General features: G+C 70.8%; 13 protein-coding genes. 9 read left to right on the top strand and 4 right to left on the bottom strand.

Annotation, left to right across the window (positions count from 1 at the left end; all coding sequences use genetic code 11):
• The first annotated feature begins 107 nt into the window (after nucleotides 1–107).
• From R5W23_RS30115 to R5W23_RS30105, 3 genes are all read left to right on the top strand, one after another.
• Entirely contained in the window at nucleotides 108–866 is a 759-nt protein-coding gene (locus tag R5W23_RS30115) for an ABC transporter ATP-binding protein (RefSeq protein ID WP_320689582.1), read from the top strand.
• A complete protein-coding gene (locus R5W23_RS30110; RefSeq protein WP_320689581.1) occupies nucleotides 863–2,059 on the top strand; it encodes an ABC transporter permease in 1,197 nt (398 codons plus the stop codon). Before R5W23_RS30115 ends, R5W23_RS30110 begins: the two co-directional genes overlap by 4 nt.
• 65 nt (nucleotides 2,060–2,124) lie before the next feature.
• Nucleotides 2,125–2,559 (top strand): TIGR03067 domain-containing protein, encoded by a 435-nt coding sequence (locus tag R5W23_RS30105; RefSeq protein ID WP_320689580.1) that lies wholly within the window; start codon nucleotides 2,125–2,127, stop codon nucleotides 2,557–2,559.
• A 4-nt stretch (nucleotides 2,560–2,563) separates the two neighbouring features.
• On the opposite strand, the gene R5W23_RS30100 is transcribed toward R5W23_RS30105, so the two are convergent.
• Nucleotides 2,564–3,460, bottom strand: coding sequence for a WD40 repeat domain-containing protein (locus tag R5W23_RS30100; RefSeq protein ID WP_320689579.1), 897 nt, complete (start codon nucleotides 3,458–3,460; stop codon nucleotides 2,564–2,566).
• Nucleotides 3,461–3,586: 126 nt separating this feature from the next.
• On the opposite strand from R5W23_RS30100, the gene R5W23_RS30095 reads away from it, so the two are divergent.
• From R5W23_RS30095 to R5W23_RS30085, 3 genes are all read left to right on the top strand, one after another.
• Nucleotides 3,587–4,834: a tetratricopeptide repeat protein gene (locus R5W23_RS30095; protein ID WP_261187627.1), complete on the top strand. Its 1,248-nt coding sequence runs from the start codon at nucleotides 3,587–3,589 to the stop codon at nucleotides 4,832–4,834.
• Between the two features lie 422 nt (nucleotides 4,835–5,256).
• The gene (locus R5W23_RS30090) at nucleotides 5,257–7,119 is read left to right on the top strand and encodes a hypothetical protein (protein ID WP_320689578.1); all 1,863 of its coding nucleotides are present in this window, start codon (nucleotides 5,257–5,259) and stop codon (nucleotides 7,117–7,119) included.
• A 168-nt stretch (nucleotides 7,120–7,287) separates the two neighbouring features.
• Complete coding sequence (locus R5W23_RS30085) at nucleotides 7,288–8,172, top strand: GGDEF domain-containing protein (RefSeq protein WP_320689577.1); 885 nt, start codon at nucleotides 7,288–7,290, stop codon at nucleotides 8,170–8,172.
• A 297-nt stretch (nucleotides 8,173–8,469) separates the two neighbouring features.
• On the opposite strand, the gene R5W23_RS30080 is transcribed toward R5W23_RS30085, so the two are convergent.
• The 3 genes from R5W23_RS30080 to R5W23_RS30070 form a co-directional block, all read right to left on the bottom strand.
• Complete coding sequence (locus tag R5W23_RS30080; protein ID WP_320689576.1) at nucleotides 8,470–9,315, bottom strand: aminotransferase class IV; 846 nt, start codon at nucleotides 9,313–9,315, stop codon at nucleotides 8,470–8,472.
• Between the two features lie 128 nt (nucleotides 9,316–9,443).
• A complete protein-coding gene (locus R5W23_RS30075; protein WP_261187631.1) occupies nucleotides 9,444–10,178 on the bottom strand; it encodes an ABC transporter ATP-binding protein in 735 nt (244 codons plus the stop codon).
• A gap of 95 nt (nucleotides 10,179–10,273) precedes the next feature.
• Complete coding sequence (locus R5W23_RS30070) at nucleotides 10,274–11,752, bottom strand: ABC transporter permease (protein ID WP_261187632.1); 1,479 nt, start codon at nucleotides 11,750–11,752, stop codon at nucleotides 10,274–10,276.
• A gap of 177 nt (nucleotides 11,753–11,929) precedes the next feature.
• Between R5W23_RS30070 and R5W23_RS30065 the strand changes: the two genes are divergently transcribed.
• The 3 genes from R5W23_RS30065 to R5W23_RS30055 all read left to right on the top strand — a co-directional run bounded on the left by R5W23_RS30065 (nucleotide 11,930) and on the right by R5W23_RS30055 (nucleotide 17,321).
• Nucleotides 11,930–13,054: a DegT/DnrJ/EryC1/StrS family aminotransferase gene (locus R5W23_RS30065; protein WP_320689575.1), complete on the top strand. Its 1,125-nt coding sequence runs from the start codon at nucleotides 11,930–11,932 to the stop codon at nucleotides 13,052–13,054.
• 146 nt (nucleotides 13,055–13,200) lie between these two features.
• Nucleotides 13,201–15,033, top strand: coding sequence for a hypothetical protein (locus R5W23_RS30060; RefSeq protein ID WP_320689574.1), 1,833 nt, complete (start codon nucleotides 13,201–13,203; stop codon nucleotides 15,031–15,033).
• A 44-nt stretch (nucleotides 15,034–15,077) separates the two neighbouring features.
• Nucleotides 15,078–17,321 carry a hypothetical protein gene (locus tag R5W23_RS30055; RefSeq protein ID WP_320689573.1) on the top strand — a complete coding sequence of 748 codons (2,244 nt, stop codon included), beginning with the start codon at nucleotides 15,078–15,080 and terminating at the stop codon, nucleotides 17,319–17,321.
• Nucleotides 17,322–17,337: the final 16 nt, after the last annotated feature.

The following is a 17,337-nucleotide window of genomic DNA, read 5'->3' as shown; positions in this document are numbered from 1 at the left end:
CGTGCCCTCTGCGGTGAAGACTGTTTGTCTTCTGGTTTCTGTAACGGCTCAAAATGTGAGCTATGTTACCAGTCGGTAACGGGTGCTAACTTCCGGAGGCGCCGACCGTGACGGCAGCCGCGGCGTTCGATCAGGTGGTGAAGACGTACCCGACCGGGCCGCTCGGCCGGGGCGGGGTGCCGGCCCTGCGCGGGGTGAGCCTGACGGTCCCGGCCGGGCAGGTGTTCGGGCTGCTCGGGCCGAACCGGGCCGGCAAAACCACCCTCATCAAGCTCCTCCTCTCGCTCTGCCGGCCCACGTCGGGCGCCGTCACCCGGCTCGGCGCGCCGCTGGCCGACCGGGGCACGCTCGGGCGCGTCGGGTACATGCACGAGAACCACGCGTTCCCGCGGTACCTGTCGGCGTCCGAACTGCTGCGGTTTTACGGCGGGCTGTCGGGCGTCCCCGCCGCCGCGCTCGACGGGCGCGTGGCGGCCCTGGTGGAGCGGGTCGGGCTCGCCGACCGCCAGGCCGAGCCGGTCGCGCGGTTCAGCAAGGGCATGGTGCAGCGGCTCGGGCTGGCCCAGGCGCTCCTCAACGACCCGGACCTGCTCATCCTCGACGAGCCCACCGAGGGGCTGGACCTGTTCGGCCGGCAGCTGCTCCGCGCCGTGGTGCGCGAGCGCCGGGCCGCCGGGAAAACGGTGCTCCTGGTGTCGCACGTGCTGACCGAGGTGCAGGAGCTGTGCGACTCCGCCGCGGTGCTCGTGGCCGGCCGGGTGGCGTTCGCCGGCACCCTCGCCGAGCTGCTCCGCGACCCCCAATCCGGCGCCGCCCGGACGCTCGAAGCCGCGCTCCAGCGGCTGTACCAGCCGGAGGCCGCATGAACTCGCTGCCGGTGGCCATCCGCACCGTCCGCTGGATGGTGCGCGACACGTTCCGCCAGTCGCTCGCGACGAAGCTGTTCTGGGTGATGCTCGCGCTGACCGCGGTGTGCGCGCTGTTCTGCCTGGGGGTGTCGGTAAGCGGGGACGCGCCCGGGCCGCAGCACCCGGACCAGCTCCCGGTGTACGTCAACCGGCTCGACCTGCCCCAGATCGGGTGGGACAAGATCCGCCAGGACGCGCTCGCCGGCACCAAGCGGGACGACGCGGCCCGGGTGGGGTGGGAGGAGGCGAAGCGGCTCGGGCTGAAGGGGTTCACCCTCGCCGACGCCGAGCGCACCGGGCGCGACGAGCTGCTGCGCCGCCGGATGGAGGCCGTCACCCCCGAGGAGACCGCGCGGGTCGGGCGCGAGACGGTCGAGAAGGAGGGGCTGCGGATCGTGGACGGGCAGGTGTCGCTCGGGTTCGGGCTGCACACGTACCCGCTGCGGAAGACCCGCGAGGCGGCGGCCCGCGAGGTGCAGTTGTGGCTCGCCGGTGTCGCCGCCGACACCGTGGGGGTGCTGCTCGCCCTGCTGTGGACCGCCGGGTTCCTGCCCACGTTCCTCGAGCCGCACGCGGTCACGGTGCTGCTGGCGAAGCCGGCCCCGCGGTGGGCGCTGCTGGTCGGCAAGTGCGCCGGGGTGGTGCTGTTCGTCGCGCTCCACGCCACGATCTTCGTCGGCGCGACGTGGGTCTGCCTCGGCCTCGGGACGGGCATCTGGGACGCGCGGTACTGGCTCGCGGTGCCGCTCCTGGTGACCAACTTCGCGGTGTTCTACGCGTTCAGCGCGTTCCTCGCGGTGTGTACCCGCAGCACCGTGGTGAGCGTGTTCGGCACGCTGCTGTTCTGGGTGCTGTGCTGGGCGATGAACTTCACCTACCTGCGCGTGACCGCGTTCCCGGTCGAGGGGCTCGCCCCGCTGTCGGCGTTTCTGGTCGAGGCCGGGTACTGGGTGCTGCCGAAGCCGCTGGACCTGAGCGGCATCTTCTTCGACGCGATGGACGCCGGCGCGTACTCGACGCCGGTCCCGGAGCTGGACGCGGTGAAGCAGAGCAAGCGGTTCCAGCCGGAGCTGTCGGTGCTGGCGTCGCTGACGTTCGCGGCGGGCGTGCTGGCGGTCGCGGCCTACGAGTTCCGGACCCTGGACTACTGACCCGGTGCCGCGGCCAGCGGGGCGTACACTGATTGCGTACGGTGTGCCCTTAAACGAGGTCCGATATGGTCCGGTTCGCACTGCTCGGTTCGCTGGTGCTCGCGCTCGTGGCCCACGCTTCGGCGGACGACAAGAAGGACGTGCCGAAGGAGCTGGCCCCGTTCCAGGGCACCTGGAAAGTGGTCAAGGCCGAGGTCAAAGGGATGGCGGTCCCGGAGAAGGAGTTCGCGGCCGGCCGGTTCATCTTCGAGGGCACCAAGGTGACGGTGATCGAGGACGAGAAGAGCAAGCCCGACGTCGGCACGTTCGCGGTGGGCAACGAGAAGGAGCCGTTCACGATCGACCTCGTCCAGCCGGACGACAAGGCCCTCGGGATCTACAAGTTCGACAAGGACGGCAAGCTGACGATGTGCTTCGCGACCGGCAAGGACGCGACGCGCCCGAAGGAGTTCGACGGGAAGAACGCCGCCCTCCTGGTGCTGGAGAAGGTGAAGCAGTAGCGGCTCACGGGTCCACGTCCCACACCACGATTTTGCCCCGGGCCGCGGCGGCGCACCGCAGCCCGTCGGCGCTGAAGCAGACCGCCCTCAACTGGCCGACGCCCCACGCGAACCGCTTCAGCGCGGCGCGTGCGGCCACATCGTAGAAGATCACCTCCGGCTGCCCCGCCGTGTACGCTAGCACCGGGCGCGCCGGGTGGAACGCGAGATCCCGACCGGGGTGGTCGGCGGCCCCGGCGATCGTCCACACCTTGCCGTCGCCCACGGCCCCGAACCAGACCGCGGGGCCGCGGAACGCCGCGAACGCCCCGTCACACGCGAGTGCGAGCGCGCGGACCGCCGCGCCGTTCGCGGTCTTGAACTGCCGGGCTGCACGGGCGACTGGCTTCGGACCGCCGGCCCCCCACACGCGAACGTTGCTCCCCCGCGCGCCCGCGACCCACCGCTCGTCGGCCGAAACCGCCAGCACCCGGAGGTCGCCCCGCCCCCACGCCCCACGCTCGGTCTCGCCTGTAAGCGGGTTCCAGCGCACGATTTGGAACAGGCCCGCGCTGTCGTGCGTGAGGTACACAAACGCCCCGGAGCGCCCGACCTCGAACGCGGCCCCGTGGTCCTTCGGACACGCGCGTGCGGTTACCCCGGGGTCGAGCGGGTGCACCTGTACCGGCGGCCGCAGGGCGTGTCGGAACGCGACGACCGCGCGCCCGTCGGCGGTGAACCCGACCCCGAGCGTCTCGTGCGGCACCGGGCCGGGCGCACCCAGCCACTCCAGAACGGTACCCGACAGGGCGTCGAGAACGTACATCCCGTCGGAGCCCCACGCGGCGAGCGCCCGCCCGTCCGGGGAGAACGCGAGCGCCAGCGGCCGGAAGTCCGGTTCCGGGAGGTCGAACACGCGCATCGCGGCATCTCGGTTTCACTCGGGGCGGATGTGAGATAAGATACCTGAACCGGGCACCCGCGCCGTCGGTCCCTTTCAGGTGCCCGTTCGCTCCCCGCCCGCCTAACGACGGAACGAAACCCGCACATGCCACGCGACCGCGCCACCGACGACGCATCCGACCTGTACACCCGCGGCCACAAGGCCCTCACCGCCGGCGACTACCAGGAGGCCGTGGAGTGCTACTCCCGCGCGATCCGGTTGCGCCCCGGGGACTTCGCCGGGTACCGGTTCCGCGCGCACGCGTACATCGAGTTGGGCGACCGGGTCCGCGCGCTCAACGACCTCGACCAGGCCATCCGGCTCAAGCCCGACGACGCCCAGACGTACGCCGACCGGGCCGAAGAGCTGTTCGCGCAAGCCCAGTACGAGCAAGCCGTTGCGGACTGCGACCGGGCGCTGAAGCTGGACCCGAAGCGGGTCGCCCTGGTGGCCCTCCGGGGCCGGTGCCACGCCGACCGGGGCGACAGCGGGGCCGCGCTCCGCGACTTCGCCGCGGCCATCGCCGCCGACCCGGGTAACGCCCACCGCTACCGGCTGTGGCGCGCGCAGCTCCACCTCGATCTCGAAGACTACCCGGCCGCCCTCGAGGACGCCACCGCGGTGATCGACGCCGACCCGCGGCACGCGGGCGCGTGGGCGCTGCGGGCCACCGTGCGGCAGTTCGCCGGCGACTACGCGGCGGCGGTCGCGGACTACACCGCGACGCTGGAGGTGAAGCCGAACGACCCGCTCGTCCACCTGGGGCGGGCGGTGTGCCGGCTGCTGCTGCGCGACTACGCCGGCGCCGCGGCCGACGCCGACGAGGTGATCCGGCAGCTCCCGGGCGTGGTGCGGGCCTACGAGATCCGCGGGAACGGCCGCAAGGCGCAGGGCGACCTCGCCGGCGCGCTGGCGGACTTCAACGAGGCCGTCCGGCTCGCGCCGGGGTCACCGGTGCCGTACAACGAGCGCGCCGGCGTCCACTACGCACAGGGACGGTACGCCGCGGCGATCCGGGACCACACCGACGCGCTGAAGCGCGACCCGCGCTCGGCGTCCACGTTCAACCAGTTGGCGTGGATCTGGGCCACCTGCCCGGACCCGGACGTGCGCAACGGGGACCGTGCCCGGGACTGCGCGACCCGGGCGTGCGAGCTGACCGAGTGGGGCGAGCCGAGCTTCATCGACACGCTCGCCGCCGCGTGCGCCGAGTGCGGCGAGTTCGACGACGCCGTGCGGTGGCAGGAGAAGGCGATGGATCTGGTCGCGGAGCCGGAGCGCCGGGCCGACTACCGGTCCCGGTTGGAGCTGTACGAAGCCGGGAAGCCGGCCCGCGCCGCCGGCGGGGTGTAAGCGAACCGGCGATCGAGCGCCAATGTCTTGCACCGGACCAACGCGGCGCGAGGGCTTGGGACGACCGGCCAGAAGTCGTCAGGTCAGTAAGTCATGAATTCGCAAGATTTCTGTCTTAATGGATTTGTGGATTTGTGACTTCGGGCGAACGGGCTTTTGATCGAAGTCCTTAATTGGGGCGGTTTGGGAAGTTGACCGGCCCGCCGGCAAAACGGGCGGGAAATCGGAGATCAAGGCGCGGCGATCCCGGCGCCATGCAACCGAGTTCGTCTCCCGGCACCTCCCAAACGCTTCACGCGCTCAACTTGAATAATTCCGGTCGCGTCGCGCGAAATACTAAATTCTTCGACCCGCACAGCCGATACACCCGATACGGCCCGCGTTCCGCGCGGGCGTTTTCCTCAGCGCCGGGGAATCGGGTCATGACTTTCGCCGCCGCCGCCCTCCTCGGGCTCACGATGGGCCAGCCGATCGGGCAGGATTACCACGCGATGGCCTCGCGCAGCATCAAGCTGCCCATCCAGTACGAAAAGGACCCCAGCACCATCCGGCACGTGTTCCTGTACGTGGCCCGCAACGGCGAGAACACCTGGCGCCAGGAAGCGTCCGTCACCCCGGACAAGAAGTGGTTCATCTACACCGCCAAGGAAGACGGGCTGTACTGGTTCAAGATGCAGATCGTGGACATGAAGGGGAACGCGGACCCGGCCAACCTGACCGTTGACCCGCCCGACCTGAAGATGGTCGTGGACACCACCAAGCCGGTGATCCGTGTTACGGACGCGAGACGCACCGGCGACGAGATCGTCGTCCAGTGGGCGGTGGACGACAAGTTCCCTAACGACGAAGCCACCCGCGTGCAGTTCCGCGCCACCAACGGCCCCGAGAACGCTTGGCAGGATGTTACCCTGCCGGCGGGGCCGCGGACCGGGGTGCGGTTCCCGAGCGGCATCAGCGAGGGCGTCACGGTCAAGATCAGCACCGCGGACATGGCCGGGAACCGCGGCGAGGTCATCCGCGACTTCCCGGCCGGTAACGCGAACGCGAACACGACGACGGCGCTATCGTCGCCGGCCCCGACCCCGGTCAACACCGCGGCCCCGCTCGCGGGGGCCGGCGGCGGCGCCGCGGTGTCACCGCCGGCGATGGATGCGCTCGCGAGCAACCCCAGCCCACTCCCGGTCAACCCCACCCCGCTGGGGCCGGTCGCGCCGACGACCCCGCCGCCCGTTCAGCCGCAACCGCACACCCCGCTCGTGCCGCTCGCCACGGCCCCGCCGACCGGCGCGCTCACGACCAACCCGCCCCCGTCGAGCACGGCCCCGGCGTTCCAGGCCCAACTGCAACCGGGCGTCGGGGCGTTCCCGACCCAGCCGCAGCCGGGGGCCGCGACGTTCCCGGTTCAAACCCCGCCGAGCGCGCCGCTCGTCAGCAGCCAGCCGGCGGCGGAGGGGCCGAAGCCGCTCGCCGTGGTCGATCCGAAGGCCGTGCCCCCGGCGCCGGCACCGGGCGCGACGACCCAGCAGGCCGCCGCTTGGTCCGGCGCGAGCCCGACCGTCGAGATGACCCGCGCCCAGGTCATCAGCTACCCGCGGTTCGACCTCGGGTTCGACCTCGAGTCCCGCGGCCCGTCGGGCCTCAGCCGGGTGGACCTGTGGGTCACCCGCGACGAGGGGCGCAACTGGCGGAAGTGGAGCCAGCACGACAACAAGGAGGCCAAGGGCGGGTCCGTCCGGGTGTCGCTCGACGCCGCGGAGAACCCGCAACTGGAGGGCCACTATGGGTTCCGGCTGGTGCCCGTCAGCGGCGCGGGGCTGAGCGAGCGCGAGCCCGCGCCCGGCGACGCGCCCGACATGCGGGTGGTGCTGGACGTGACCCCGCCGCAGATCGACCTGTTCCCGCCGCAGTCCGACCCGAACGCCCTCGACACGCTCGTCATCCAGTGGCGGGCCACCGACAAGAACTTCGGCGACGACCCGATCACGCTGGAGTGGAGCGACGCGGCCACCGGCCCGTGGAAGCCGGTCGCGGGCGCCGCCGCCGACCTGCCGGTCGTCCGCGCCACCGCGATGGACGCGCCGGCCCCCAAACGGCTCGCGAACACCGGGCAGTACAGTTGGCGGGTGCCCGCGGGCGTGCCGGCCCGGGTGTACCTGAAGGCGACCGCCCGCGACGCCGCCGGGAACGTCAAAGAGGTCGTCACCCGCGAGCCGATTCTGGTCGATCTGACCAAACCCCGTGCGAAAATTAACGGGATCGTGCCGCCGGTTTCGCCCAGGCCGTAATAGTTCGCGCGGAAGCATAAAAGGAGTTATTGCGTGGCGCGATTGTTCGGGTGATTTCAGGCGACCGCTTGCTTCGGGTGGCCGGTGTAATTTCCGTGAACTACGGTCTGGTAGCGGCGAAACGCCCGCACTCTCTCACCGCCGAACGCTATGTTGCCAGGTCGCGTGATGGCCGAAAAAGCTTCCGAGACGTGGATCAGCGCGCCGAAGAAGCTGTCCACGGCGAAGCAGGCGTGCCTCGTTCACATTTACCCCACCGGCCCGACGATGGGGTGCCGCTACCCGCTCACCGACCGCCCGCTGGTGCTCGGCCGGGCCGAGGACGCGGACATCCGCCTGACGGACCACTCGGTGTCCCGCCGGCACGCGGTCATCGAGCCGGCCGGGGAGGGGTACTGCGTCTCCGACCAGCGCAGCACCAACGGCACGTTCGTCAACGACCGGGTGATCGAGCCGTCGCGGCTGCTGCGCGACGGCGACTACCTGCGGGTCGGGAACTGCCTGTACCGGTACCTCGCGGGCGGGAACATCGAGGCGGAGTACCACGAAGAGATCTACCGGCTGACGATCCTCGACGGGCTCACCCAGATCCACAACAAGCGGTACCTGGACGAGTTCCTGGAGCGCGAGGTGGTGCGGTCGCAGCGGCACCGCCGGCCGCTGTCGGTGCTGGCGATCGACATCGACAAGTTCAAGACGATCAACGACAGCATGGGGCACCTGTGCGGCGACTTCCTGCTGCGCGAGCTGGCCGGGGTGGTGCGCGAGTCGGTGCGCCAGGAGGACCTGTTCGCCCGGGCCGGCGGCGAGGAGTTCGTGGTGGTGCTCGTCGAGACCACCAAGGACGACGCGCTGCACGTGGCCGAGCGGCTGCGGGAGGCCGTGGCCGCGCACGAGTTCCGGTTCGAGTCGACGCCGATCAAGATGACGATCAGCATCGGACTGGCGAGCACGGTGGGCGACGAGGTCACCACCCCGCTTCATCTGCGCCAGGAGGCGGACCAGAAGCTGTACGAGGCCAAGCGCACCGGCCGCAACCGCGTCTGTAGCTGAGGGCAAAGGCCGATAGAGGATGGGCCACAAGAGAAGACTGAAGAGATTAGAAGACCGAAGAGGGTTGGCCACAAAAAAGCACAAAGGGCACAAAAGAAAACCAATACAGAAGAGAAGTGCTTTTAAACTCGTCTTCTGCCTTCGGTTTTCTTTTGTGCCCTTTGTGCTTTTTTGCGGCCAACCCTCTTCGGTCTTTGTCTTCGGTTTCCTTTTGTGCCCTTTGTGCTTTTTTGTGGCCAACCCTCTTCGGTCTTCTCTTGTGGCCAACCCTCTTCTGTCTTTGCTGCTCTTATAGCCTCACTTGAGCCCGCTCTGCGTGATCCGGGAGTAGGCTTCGCGCACGGTCCGTGTGACCGGCCCTTCGATCCCGCGGCCGATGTCCGTTCCGCCGATGCGCACGACCCCGATGACGCCGCACGCGGTTCCGGCAACGAACACCTCGTCGGCCGCAAGCAACTGTTCGAGCCGGAGCGGATCTTCAACGAGCGCGAACCGGTCGGCGGTCGAATCGATGACCGCCGCACCGGTGTCGTCCCACGCCGCCCCGGACGCGAGCGTGAGCAAATCGCCCTTCACGGCGAACAGCACGCCTTCGGTGGCCCCCACGATTTCGCAATTCCGGTTTTGGAGCAGCGATTCGAGGCACCCGTGCCGGAGCGCGTGCTGTTTCGCGCGGACGACGTGGAGCTGGTTCAGCGTGCGGAACTGGTGCGCGGGGTTGTCGGCGTCCAGCCGTTGCGGTGACACGACGGCGTGTAACCCGTGACCGTACAGTTCCTGCGGGAACGGCTGGTACTCTTCGGCGGTGATGAGCACTTGCGGTTCGAGCTTCCGCGGGTCCGGGCCGATCGTCCCCGGGCCGCGGGTCACGAGCACGCGAACGTAGCCTTCGGTGCGGCCGTTCGCCCGGACGGTCGCTTCGACCGCCGCAAGCAGCTCCGCCGACGAAAGGGGCACTTCGATCGCAAGCGCGCTGGCGGCCTTGGCGAGGGTGGCGAAGTGCTCGGGCGCGCGGAACAGCGCCCCGCCGAACACGCGCAGGTGCTCCCACACGCCGTCACCGTACAGGAACCCGTGGTCGAACGGGCTTACCCGGGCGTCGAGCTTGTCAACGAGCGTGCCGTTGACCCAAACGAGCGACATGGGGAATTCGGAATGCGAAATGGGGAATTCGGAACAGAAAGCAGCGGAATGCGGTACCGGAACCCAGAGCCGCCACGCGACTCTTAACGTCTTTTGTTCCGCGTTCCGAATTCCGCGCTCCGCATTGATCAGACGGCGGCTAACCGCGGGTGAAACGGCCCCCGCGGCTGAGCCGGGGCCTCCTCAATCATGACCCCGCCCGCCATCCGCACGACGCGGTCGGTCTCCGACACGATGTCGGTGTTGTGGGTGACCATCACGATGGTCACCTTCTCCTCGCGGTTGATCTGGCGGAGCAGGTGAACGATTTCGCCGCCGGTCTTCACGTCGAGGTTGCCGGTCGGCTCGTCGGCCAGCAGCACCCGGGGCCGCATCAGGAGGGCACGCGCGATGGCGGTGCGCTGCATCTCGCCCCCGGACAGTTCCCGCGGCCGGTGCTTCAGCCGGTGCCCCAGGCCCATTTTCTCGAGCAGCTCTTCGGCCCGGTGGCGCAAGCGGGCGCGGTTGCGCCACCAGCCGAGCGTCGAGTTGCTGATGTAGGCAGGCATCAGAACGTTGTCGAGCGCCGTGAGCTCCGGGAGCAGGTGGTAGAACTGGAAGATGTAGCCGAACGTCTCGTTGCGGAGCCGGTCGCGGGCGCGGCTCGGGAGGTTGTCGATCCGCCTGCCGTCGAGCAGCACCCGCCCGCCGTCCGGTTCGTCGAGGGTCCCGAGCAGGTGCAGCAGCGTGCTCTTGCCCGAGCCGGACGCGCCGATGATGCTCAGGAACTCGCCGGTCCGGACCTCCAGGTTCAGCCGGGTCAGCACCGGCACCTCGACGGCGTGCCGGCGGTACGTCTTCTGAAGGTTTTCCGCAATTAGCATCGTCTCACCAGTTCGGAATGCGGAGTTCGGAATTCGGAATGAAGACCCGGAGGTGCGGCGGTTTCGGTTCCGCACTCCGAGTTCCGCATCCCGCATTACTCAAAGCGGAGCGCCTGGACCGGGTGCAGCCGGGCGGCCCGCCAGGCCGGCAGCAGGCTGAACACGGTGGCGATCAGGATCGCCCCGAGGTTCACGGCGATCACGGTGACCGGCTCGACGTTGGTCGGGATCTCTTTGAAGTAGTAGATGTCCTTCGGGAACACCGCGCGGCCGGTCAGGATCGTGAGGGCCGCTTCGATCTCGTTGATGTACCGCGTGACGGTGAGCCCCAGGGCGGTGCCGAGTAGGCTGCCGACCACGCCCAGCAAGAGGCCGTAGCTGAGGAAGATGGACATCACCCCGACGCTCGACGCGCCGAGCGACTTCATGACACCGATGTCGCGGTACTTCTCGCTCACGATCATCGTGAAGATGGCCAGGACGCTGAACCCCGCAACCCCGATGATCATGAACAGGAGCAAGTTCAGGATGCCGCGCTCGATGTCAATGGCCGACAGCAGCGGCCCCTGGTGCTCCTCCCAGGTCGCGACGCGCACGTCGGCGTGCGGGAACACCTTGCGCAGCTCCTGGGTGACGAGCTCCTTGTCGCGGTCGTAGTTCTTGAGCTTGACCTGGAACGCGGTCGCCCGGCCGATCATCCCGCGGATGTGTTGCAACTGCTCGAGCGGCACGTACACGAAGCTCTGGTCGTACTCGCTCATCTCCGTCTTGAGGTAGTCGGTGACGATGAACGAGCCCCACACCGGCTTCATCTCCTGGCCGCCGGCGGTGATGATGACCACGTCGTCGCCCGGCTTGAGGACGCACTCTTCAACGGTCTGCCCGTTCCTGTCCTTGTACCGGAAGTGGGCGATCGAGTGGCCCGGGATCACGCCGTGCAGCTTCGGCTTGGGGATCCCGATGTGCTCGTCCATCTTGGGCTCGGGGATCGCGTCCGGCAGCGGCGGCAGCCCCTTGTCATTGGGCGGCGGAACGACGTTCCCGGCCTCGTAGCGGGACTGCTTGATGTTCCACTCGTGCCGCTGGAGCGCCTCGGGGGTGAGGTCGAAACTCGGCCGGGGCGCGTCCTTCTGCCGCACGAGGTACTCGGAGAACCCGCCCACCTCCGCCCGCCCCTGGGGGTCCACGCCGATGAGCCGGATGGGCTTGGAGACGTTGGTGCCGTTGCACTGGAACCGGATGATCGCGAACGTCTCGATGGTGGGGGTGAGGGCCTCGATCCGGTCCCCCACCGGCCCGCTTTTGATCTTCGCGACGATCTCGTCGGGCGTCAGCGGCCGGCGCTTGTCCGGGTCCGGGTCGTCGCTCAGCACGTAGAACCCGTCGGGGCGGTCGGTGTCGACGACGACGTCCGAGAGCACCCCGTGGAGCCGGTCCTTGAGTTTGGTGCCGAACCCGCTCATGACCGCGTTCACCACGATCAGGGTGGCGACGCCGAGCATCACGCTCACGATGCAGATGAACGCCAGGTAGCGCGTTTGCAGGTAGCGGACGCAGAGGAGCAACTTGTACACGGTGGGATTCCTTCCCGGCACGGTCGGTGCGCGCACGCGGTCGCGGTGCTTGTAACACGATCGGCGGGAGAGGAAAAGGTGAAGTCGGAACGGCCCTGCGCGAGGTCCAAAGTCGCCTTGTCCTGCGGCGGCCCTTCGCGTAGCGTCCCGCGCCGAAAACGGCGCCGAGGAGCACCGATGCCGCCGACCGTTCCGTTCAACGACCTGCACCCCCGGTTCGCCGCCGCCGCCGCCGAGTACCGCGCCGCCGTCGAGCGCGTCCTCGCACGCGCCTGGTACGTGCTCGGACCCGAGGTCGAGGCGTTCGAGCAGGCGTTCGCCGCGTACCACGGCGGCGGGCACGCCGTCGGCGTCGCCAACGGGACCGACGCCATCGAACTCGCCCTGCGCGCCGCCGGCATCGGCCCCGGCGACGAGGTCGTTACCGTCGCGCACACCGCCGTCGCCACCGCGTGCGGGGTCGAGCGGTCCGGTGCCCGCCCCGTCTTCGCCGACATCCGCGCCGACGATTACACCCTCGACGCCGCCGCGCTCGCCGCCGCGATCACCCCCCGCACCCGGGCCGTCGTGGCGGTCCACCTGTACGGGCAGGCGGCCCGGCTCACGGACCTGCGGGCCGTCGCCGACCGGCACAGCCTGCTCCTGATCGAGGACTGTGCCCAGGCGCACGGGGCGCGCGACGAGCAGGGGCGGCGCGTCGGCACCGTCGGCGACTTGGCGGCGTTCAGCTTCTACCCCACCAAGAACCTCGGCGCGTTCGGGGACGGCGGCGCCGTGCTGGCCCGCGACCCGGCGTTCGCCGCCCGCGCCCGCCGGCTCCGCAACTACGGCCAGACCGACCGCTACCACCACGCCGACCCGGGCGGGTTCAACAGCCGGCTCGACGAGATCCAGGCGGCCATGCTGACCGTCGCGCTCGGCCGCCTCGACGCCGACAACGCCGAGCGGAACCGGCTCGCCGAACGTTACCTGCGCGGGCTCGCGCTCGCCGACCTGCCGCACCCGCGGCCGGGCTGCGAGCACACCTACCACCTGTTCGTCGCGCGCGTGCCGGGGCGCGACGCGTTCCGCAGCCGGCTCGCCGCCCGAGGCGTCCAGACGCTTATCCACTACCCGGTTCCGGTTCACCTGCAACCCGCCTACGCCCACCTGGGCGGCCGGGAAGGGGACCTGCCCGAGACCGAACGCGCGGCCCGCGAGGTCGTGTCGCTGCCACTGTTCGTCGGGCTGACCGACGCCCAGCAGGACGCCGTCATCGCCGCCGTGAACGCCGACTTACTCGCACACCGACCGGCCGCGTGACGCGCCGCCCGGTTCACTTTGTTCCTTGTGGCACAGACATTCCGGTCTGTGCAGCGCGATAAGGCCACACAGACCGGAATGTCTGTGCCACAACGTCATCAGCCCGAAACGGACAGCAGTAACCGGGCCGTGAATGAGACCCGCCGATGCGCCTCGTCCGACCCCGCCTCTGTGAACTGCTCGGGCTCGTCGCACTGGCGGCGGCGCTGGTCGCCGTTGCGCCGTTCGCGGCGGCCCGATCCGGGGACGCCCTCCCCGCGCTCGCCGAGGTGATGGCCCAGACCGAGCGCGGCGTGTTCCCGGTGTACGTCGGGCAGTCCGAGGCGCTGCCGGACGGAACACCGGTCGCGCACGCGCCGGCGTACAACACCGCCGCCGCGCTCCTGCACCTCGCCACGCTCAAGCGGCTCACGCCGGCCGCCGTTCGCGCGCTGATCGACGCCGCCTGCGCCGCCGGCGGGCTGTTCGCCATGTACTTCGGGCTCCGGGCCGCGCTGGGCGCGCGTCGGTGGGCGCGAGCGCTGATCGCCGCGCTGTACGTCCTGCTCGCCGGCGTTGTGTGGCAGGCCGGGTTCGGGAGCCCGACCGGCTTGGCGGCCGTTCCGTGCGCGCCGCTGTTGCTGTGCGGGTTCGTTGCGGGGAGCCGGGCGCCCGACTCGCGGACCGCGGGACGAACGGCGGCGGCGCTCGCGCTGCTGTGGATGTCCGACCCGCCGGCCGGGCTCGCGGGCACGGTCCTCACGGTCGCGTGGCTCGCCGGGCTCGTGGCATACCACCGGCGGCTGTCGGTCGCCGGGGCGGCGCTGGCGACGGTCGCGCTGTTCGCGGTGCTCGCGGCGTGGCACTTCGTCAGCGCGAGGGCGCTCGGCACGTTCGACGGCTCGGTGCGGTGGGCGGACCAGTGCGCCCTACCGGTCGCCGCGGCGTGCGTCGCGGCGGCGCTCGCGCTGCAATACCGGCTCGAAACCGACCCATGCGAGGTGACCGCCGAGTACGTGCGCGAGTCCGGGGAGGTCGTTCCCCTCGGCCGGCTCGGCCGGGCGGCTGCGGTCGGCGCGCTGGGGCTGTCGCTCGCGGTGCTGGCGGCTACGGTTGTGCTGCTGGTGCCGCGCCCCCCCCGCGAACCGACTGCCGGCGAAGTGGAAGGACCGCACACGGCGCTCGTTTCGGGCTGTGACCCGGCGCTGGACAACCGGCTCATCGGCCCCGCGGGCGGGCCGGCCCGCGCGACACTGGCGAACCTGGACCGCGTCCCGATCCAAACCGAGGGCGCGGGGAAACCGGAACTCGTGGGGGCCGAGTACGTGCCGGTTCACGACCACACCGCCCGGCCGTTTCAGTACGTCCGCGCCGAGCCGAACCGCAACTACTTGGTGACGCTGTCGTATTGGGCCAAGAACTACCGCGGGGCGTTACACATCCGGAGCGGCGGAACGTCCCGAACGTTCCCGCTCCCGGACGATTCGGGCGGGATGCAGACGTTGCGGGTGCCGGTCCGCACGGGCGAAGGCCCGGCGGCGGTGATCGAGCTTTACGTCACCGGGAAAACGACCGCGACGACCGAAGGTACCGGGATGGGCTGCGCGTGCGCGGGCGTGAGCGTCTACCGGCCCGAGGAGTTGCCGATTCGGGTAACGTCGCTGCTGCCGTATCGCGCGCTGACCAACGCGCCCGACGACGGGTGGGGGCTGGAAACGCACCGGCGGTTCGTGCCCGGGTACCGGGCGTTCGTGAACGGGGCGCGCGCGGACGTGGCCGGTTCGCCGGCCGGCGCGGTCCTGATCCCGCTCCAGCCCGGCCCGAACACGGTCGAACTCGTTTACCGGGGCACAGCCGCGATGCGGTGTGCGTTCGGCCTCAGCGCCGCCGGTTGGCTGGTCCTGGCTGCCGCCGCCGTGCGCGGGCGGTTCCGGCGTGCGGCCGACCGGGCGGAGGTGGCGCCCGGCCCCGGGGCGCGGGCGCCGACACGGGCCGCGTGAGCGCCGGGGAACGCGACGCGAGTTGTGGCCGAAGGACCGTACCGATGTTTCGTAGCGCTTGTGCCCGGTGGTGGCGGCTCGTGTGGCCCGAGGCGGTCGCGTGCGCCGCCCTCACCGCCGTGGCGCTCCACCTCATCGCTCCCTTCCTCACCGACCGGTTCATCGGGGCCAGCGACGCCGTCTGGTACTACTGCCTGCTCGACGACCACCTCCACCAGACCCGCGCCGGCATTTTCCCCGTGTACGTCGGCCAGTCGCACGCCAACTGGAACGGGCACCCGGTCGGGCTGCTCGCCGGGTACCTGCTGACCGGCGCCGCGCTCGACCTCGTCACCGGCGGCCGGTACTCGACCGTCGAGGTGCAGCACCTCACCCTGGCGTGGAGCATCTGGGCCGGGGCGCTGTCGGCCTACGCGTGCCTGCGGGCGCTGCCGGCCCGGCGCTGGCTGGCGGGCGCCCTGGCGTGCCTGTACGTGAGCTGCCCGGGTACGCTGTGCCTGCCCGGGGGGCTGGACATGTACCCCTCGTTCATGGTGCTGCCGTACGTGCCGGTGGTGCTGTACGGTCTGGCCCGCGGCGCGCGCCGCGGGGACGGTACTGCGGCCGGTTGCCTCGGCGGCGGAACGGCGCTGGTGTGGATGTGCCACGCCGCGATCGCGCTGTGGCTCTCCGTCGGGGGGGCGCTGTTCGTGGCGGCCCTGGCCGCGCGCCGGGGGCGGTTCTGGCACACCGTCCGGTTCGCAGCCCTGGCGGGTGCGGCGTTCGCGGTGCTGTCGGCGTGGTACTTCGCCACCGTCTTCAGCATGGAGCTGCACCGCAGCCACGGGATGACGGAGGCGCCCGAACCCCCGGCGGGGCTGTACCGGGCCACCGGCCCCAAGTTCGCCGACGATCTCACGCGGAACGTCCGCGCGTCCGTGCCCGGCGCGTACCTGCCGCTCGGCGACCGGTTCGAGCCGATGAGTTACTTCCAGCTCGGGTACGGGCTGCTCGGGCTGCTCGGGTTCGCGGCCGGAGTGGCCCTCCGGGAGCGGGTGCCGGCGCTCCGGGCGTTCGTCGGGGCGGCGCTCGGGCTCCTCGTACTGCTCCACCCGCTCGCGGGGCTGACGTGGCACGTCTGGGCCAACCTGCCGCGCACGTTCGGCGTGACCGGCCCGTGGCCGATGCAGCGGTTCTACGTGCTGCTCGCCGGGCTCGGCGCGTTCGCGGGCGCGCTGGCCGTGGAGCGGGTGCTGTCCCGCGGTCGGGCGGCGCTCGCGTTCACGGTGGCCGCGCCACACGCCGCCCCGCGGCGGCACGTGCTCCCGGCGCGTGCGGCACTGGCGGCCGTGGTGCTCGTCGTCGGTACTGGGTACAGCCTGCACCAGGCGCAGAAGGTGCGAGCGCTGGGGTTCCGCGCCCGCGACCCGGACCCGGTGCCCGCCGTCTCCCGGCCTGAAAACCAGTCGCTCCGCGCGCACAACTGGCTCACCGTCCACGACCCCCGCACCACCCCGGACCGGGTCACGGTCGGCGACCCGCTGTTGTACAACCGGGTGCTCGACGCCGACGGCGTCGCGGTGCTGGCGGCGAACCGGGAGGCGGCGGGGCGGGGCACGCCGGTTCCGTTCGTCCCCGCGGTGGCGCTGCCGTTCCGCGCCGACGCCGGGACGAGCGTGCGCCCGCTGCTCACCGCCCGGTTCGAGTCCGAAAGGCGGTACCTGCTGACGCTGCGGGTCACTTCGCAGAACGTGAGCGAGGGGGCCGCGCTGGTGGTGCGCGGGGCGACGCTCCGGCGCGAGTACCGGCCGCTGGACAACACCGGCCGGCCTCAAACGGTGCGCGTCACACTGTGGACCTCGGCGCCCGGCGCGGACGAAGTGCAAGTGTCGCTAGCGAGCGCCCCGGCGGACCCGGCCGCGCCCGCGACGCTGAGCATCGACGGGATCGAACTGACCCGCTACGAAGCCACCGACCTGCCCGTCCGGGTGGACGCACTACACCCCTACGCCGCGACCGTCCGCACCGACCGGCCGGCCCGCCTGGAAACGCACCTGGAGTTCGTGAAGGGGTACGAGGCGACGGTCAACGGGGCGCGGGTGGAACCGGCTCCCTCGCCCGACGGGATGCTGACCGTGCCTCTCGCGGAAGGAGACAACGAGGTACGGCTGGTGTACCGGGGCACGCCAGCGGCGCGGGCCGCGTTCGTGGTTAGTGGGCTGGGCTGGCTCGCCGCGCTGGGGGCGGCGGTGCGGGTGCTCGGGCGACGGCTTGCGGCGGGCGGCCGAGAGGCGACGGCTTCGGCCTGACTCACGGCCCGGCTGG

It is taken from the genome of Gemmata algarum, from assembly GCF_034097035.1.
GTDB lineage: Bacteria > Planctomycetota > Planctomycetia > Gemmatales > Gemmataceae > Gemmata > Gemmata algarum.
The sequence above is the reverse complement of the archived record's forward strand: the minus strand, read 5'-3'. Positions and strand labels throughout refer to the sequence as shown.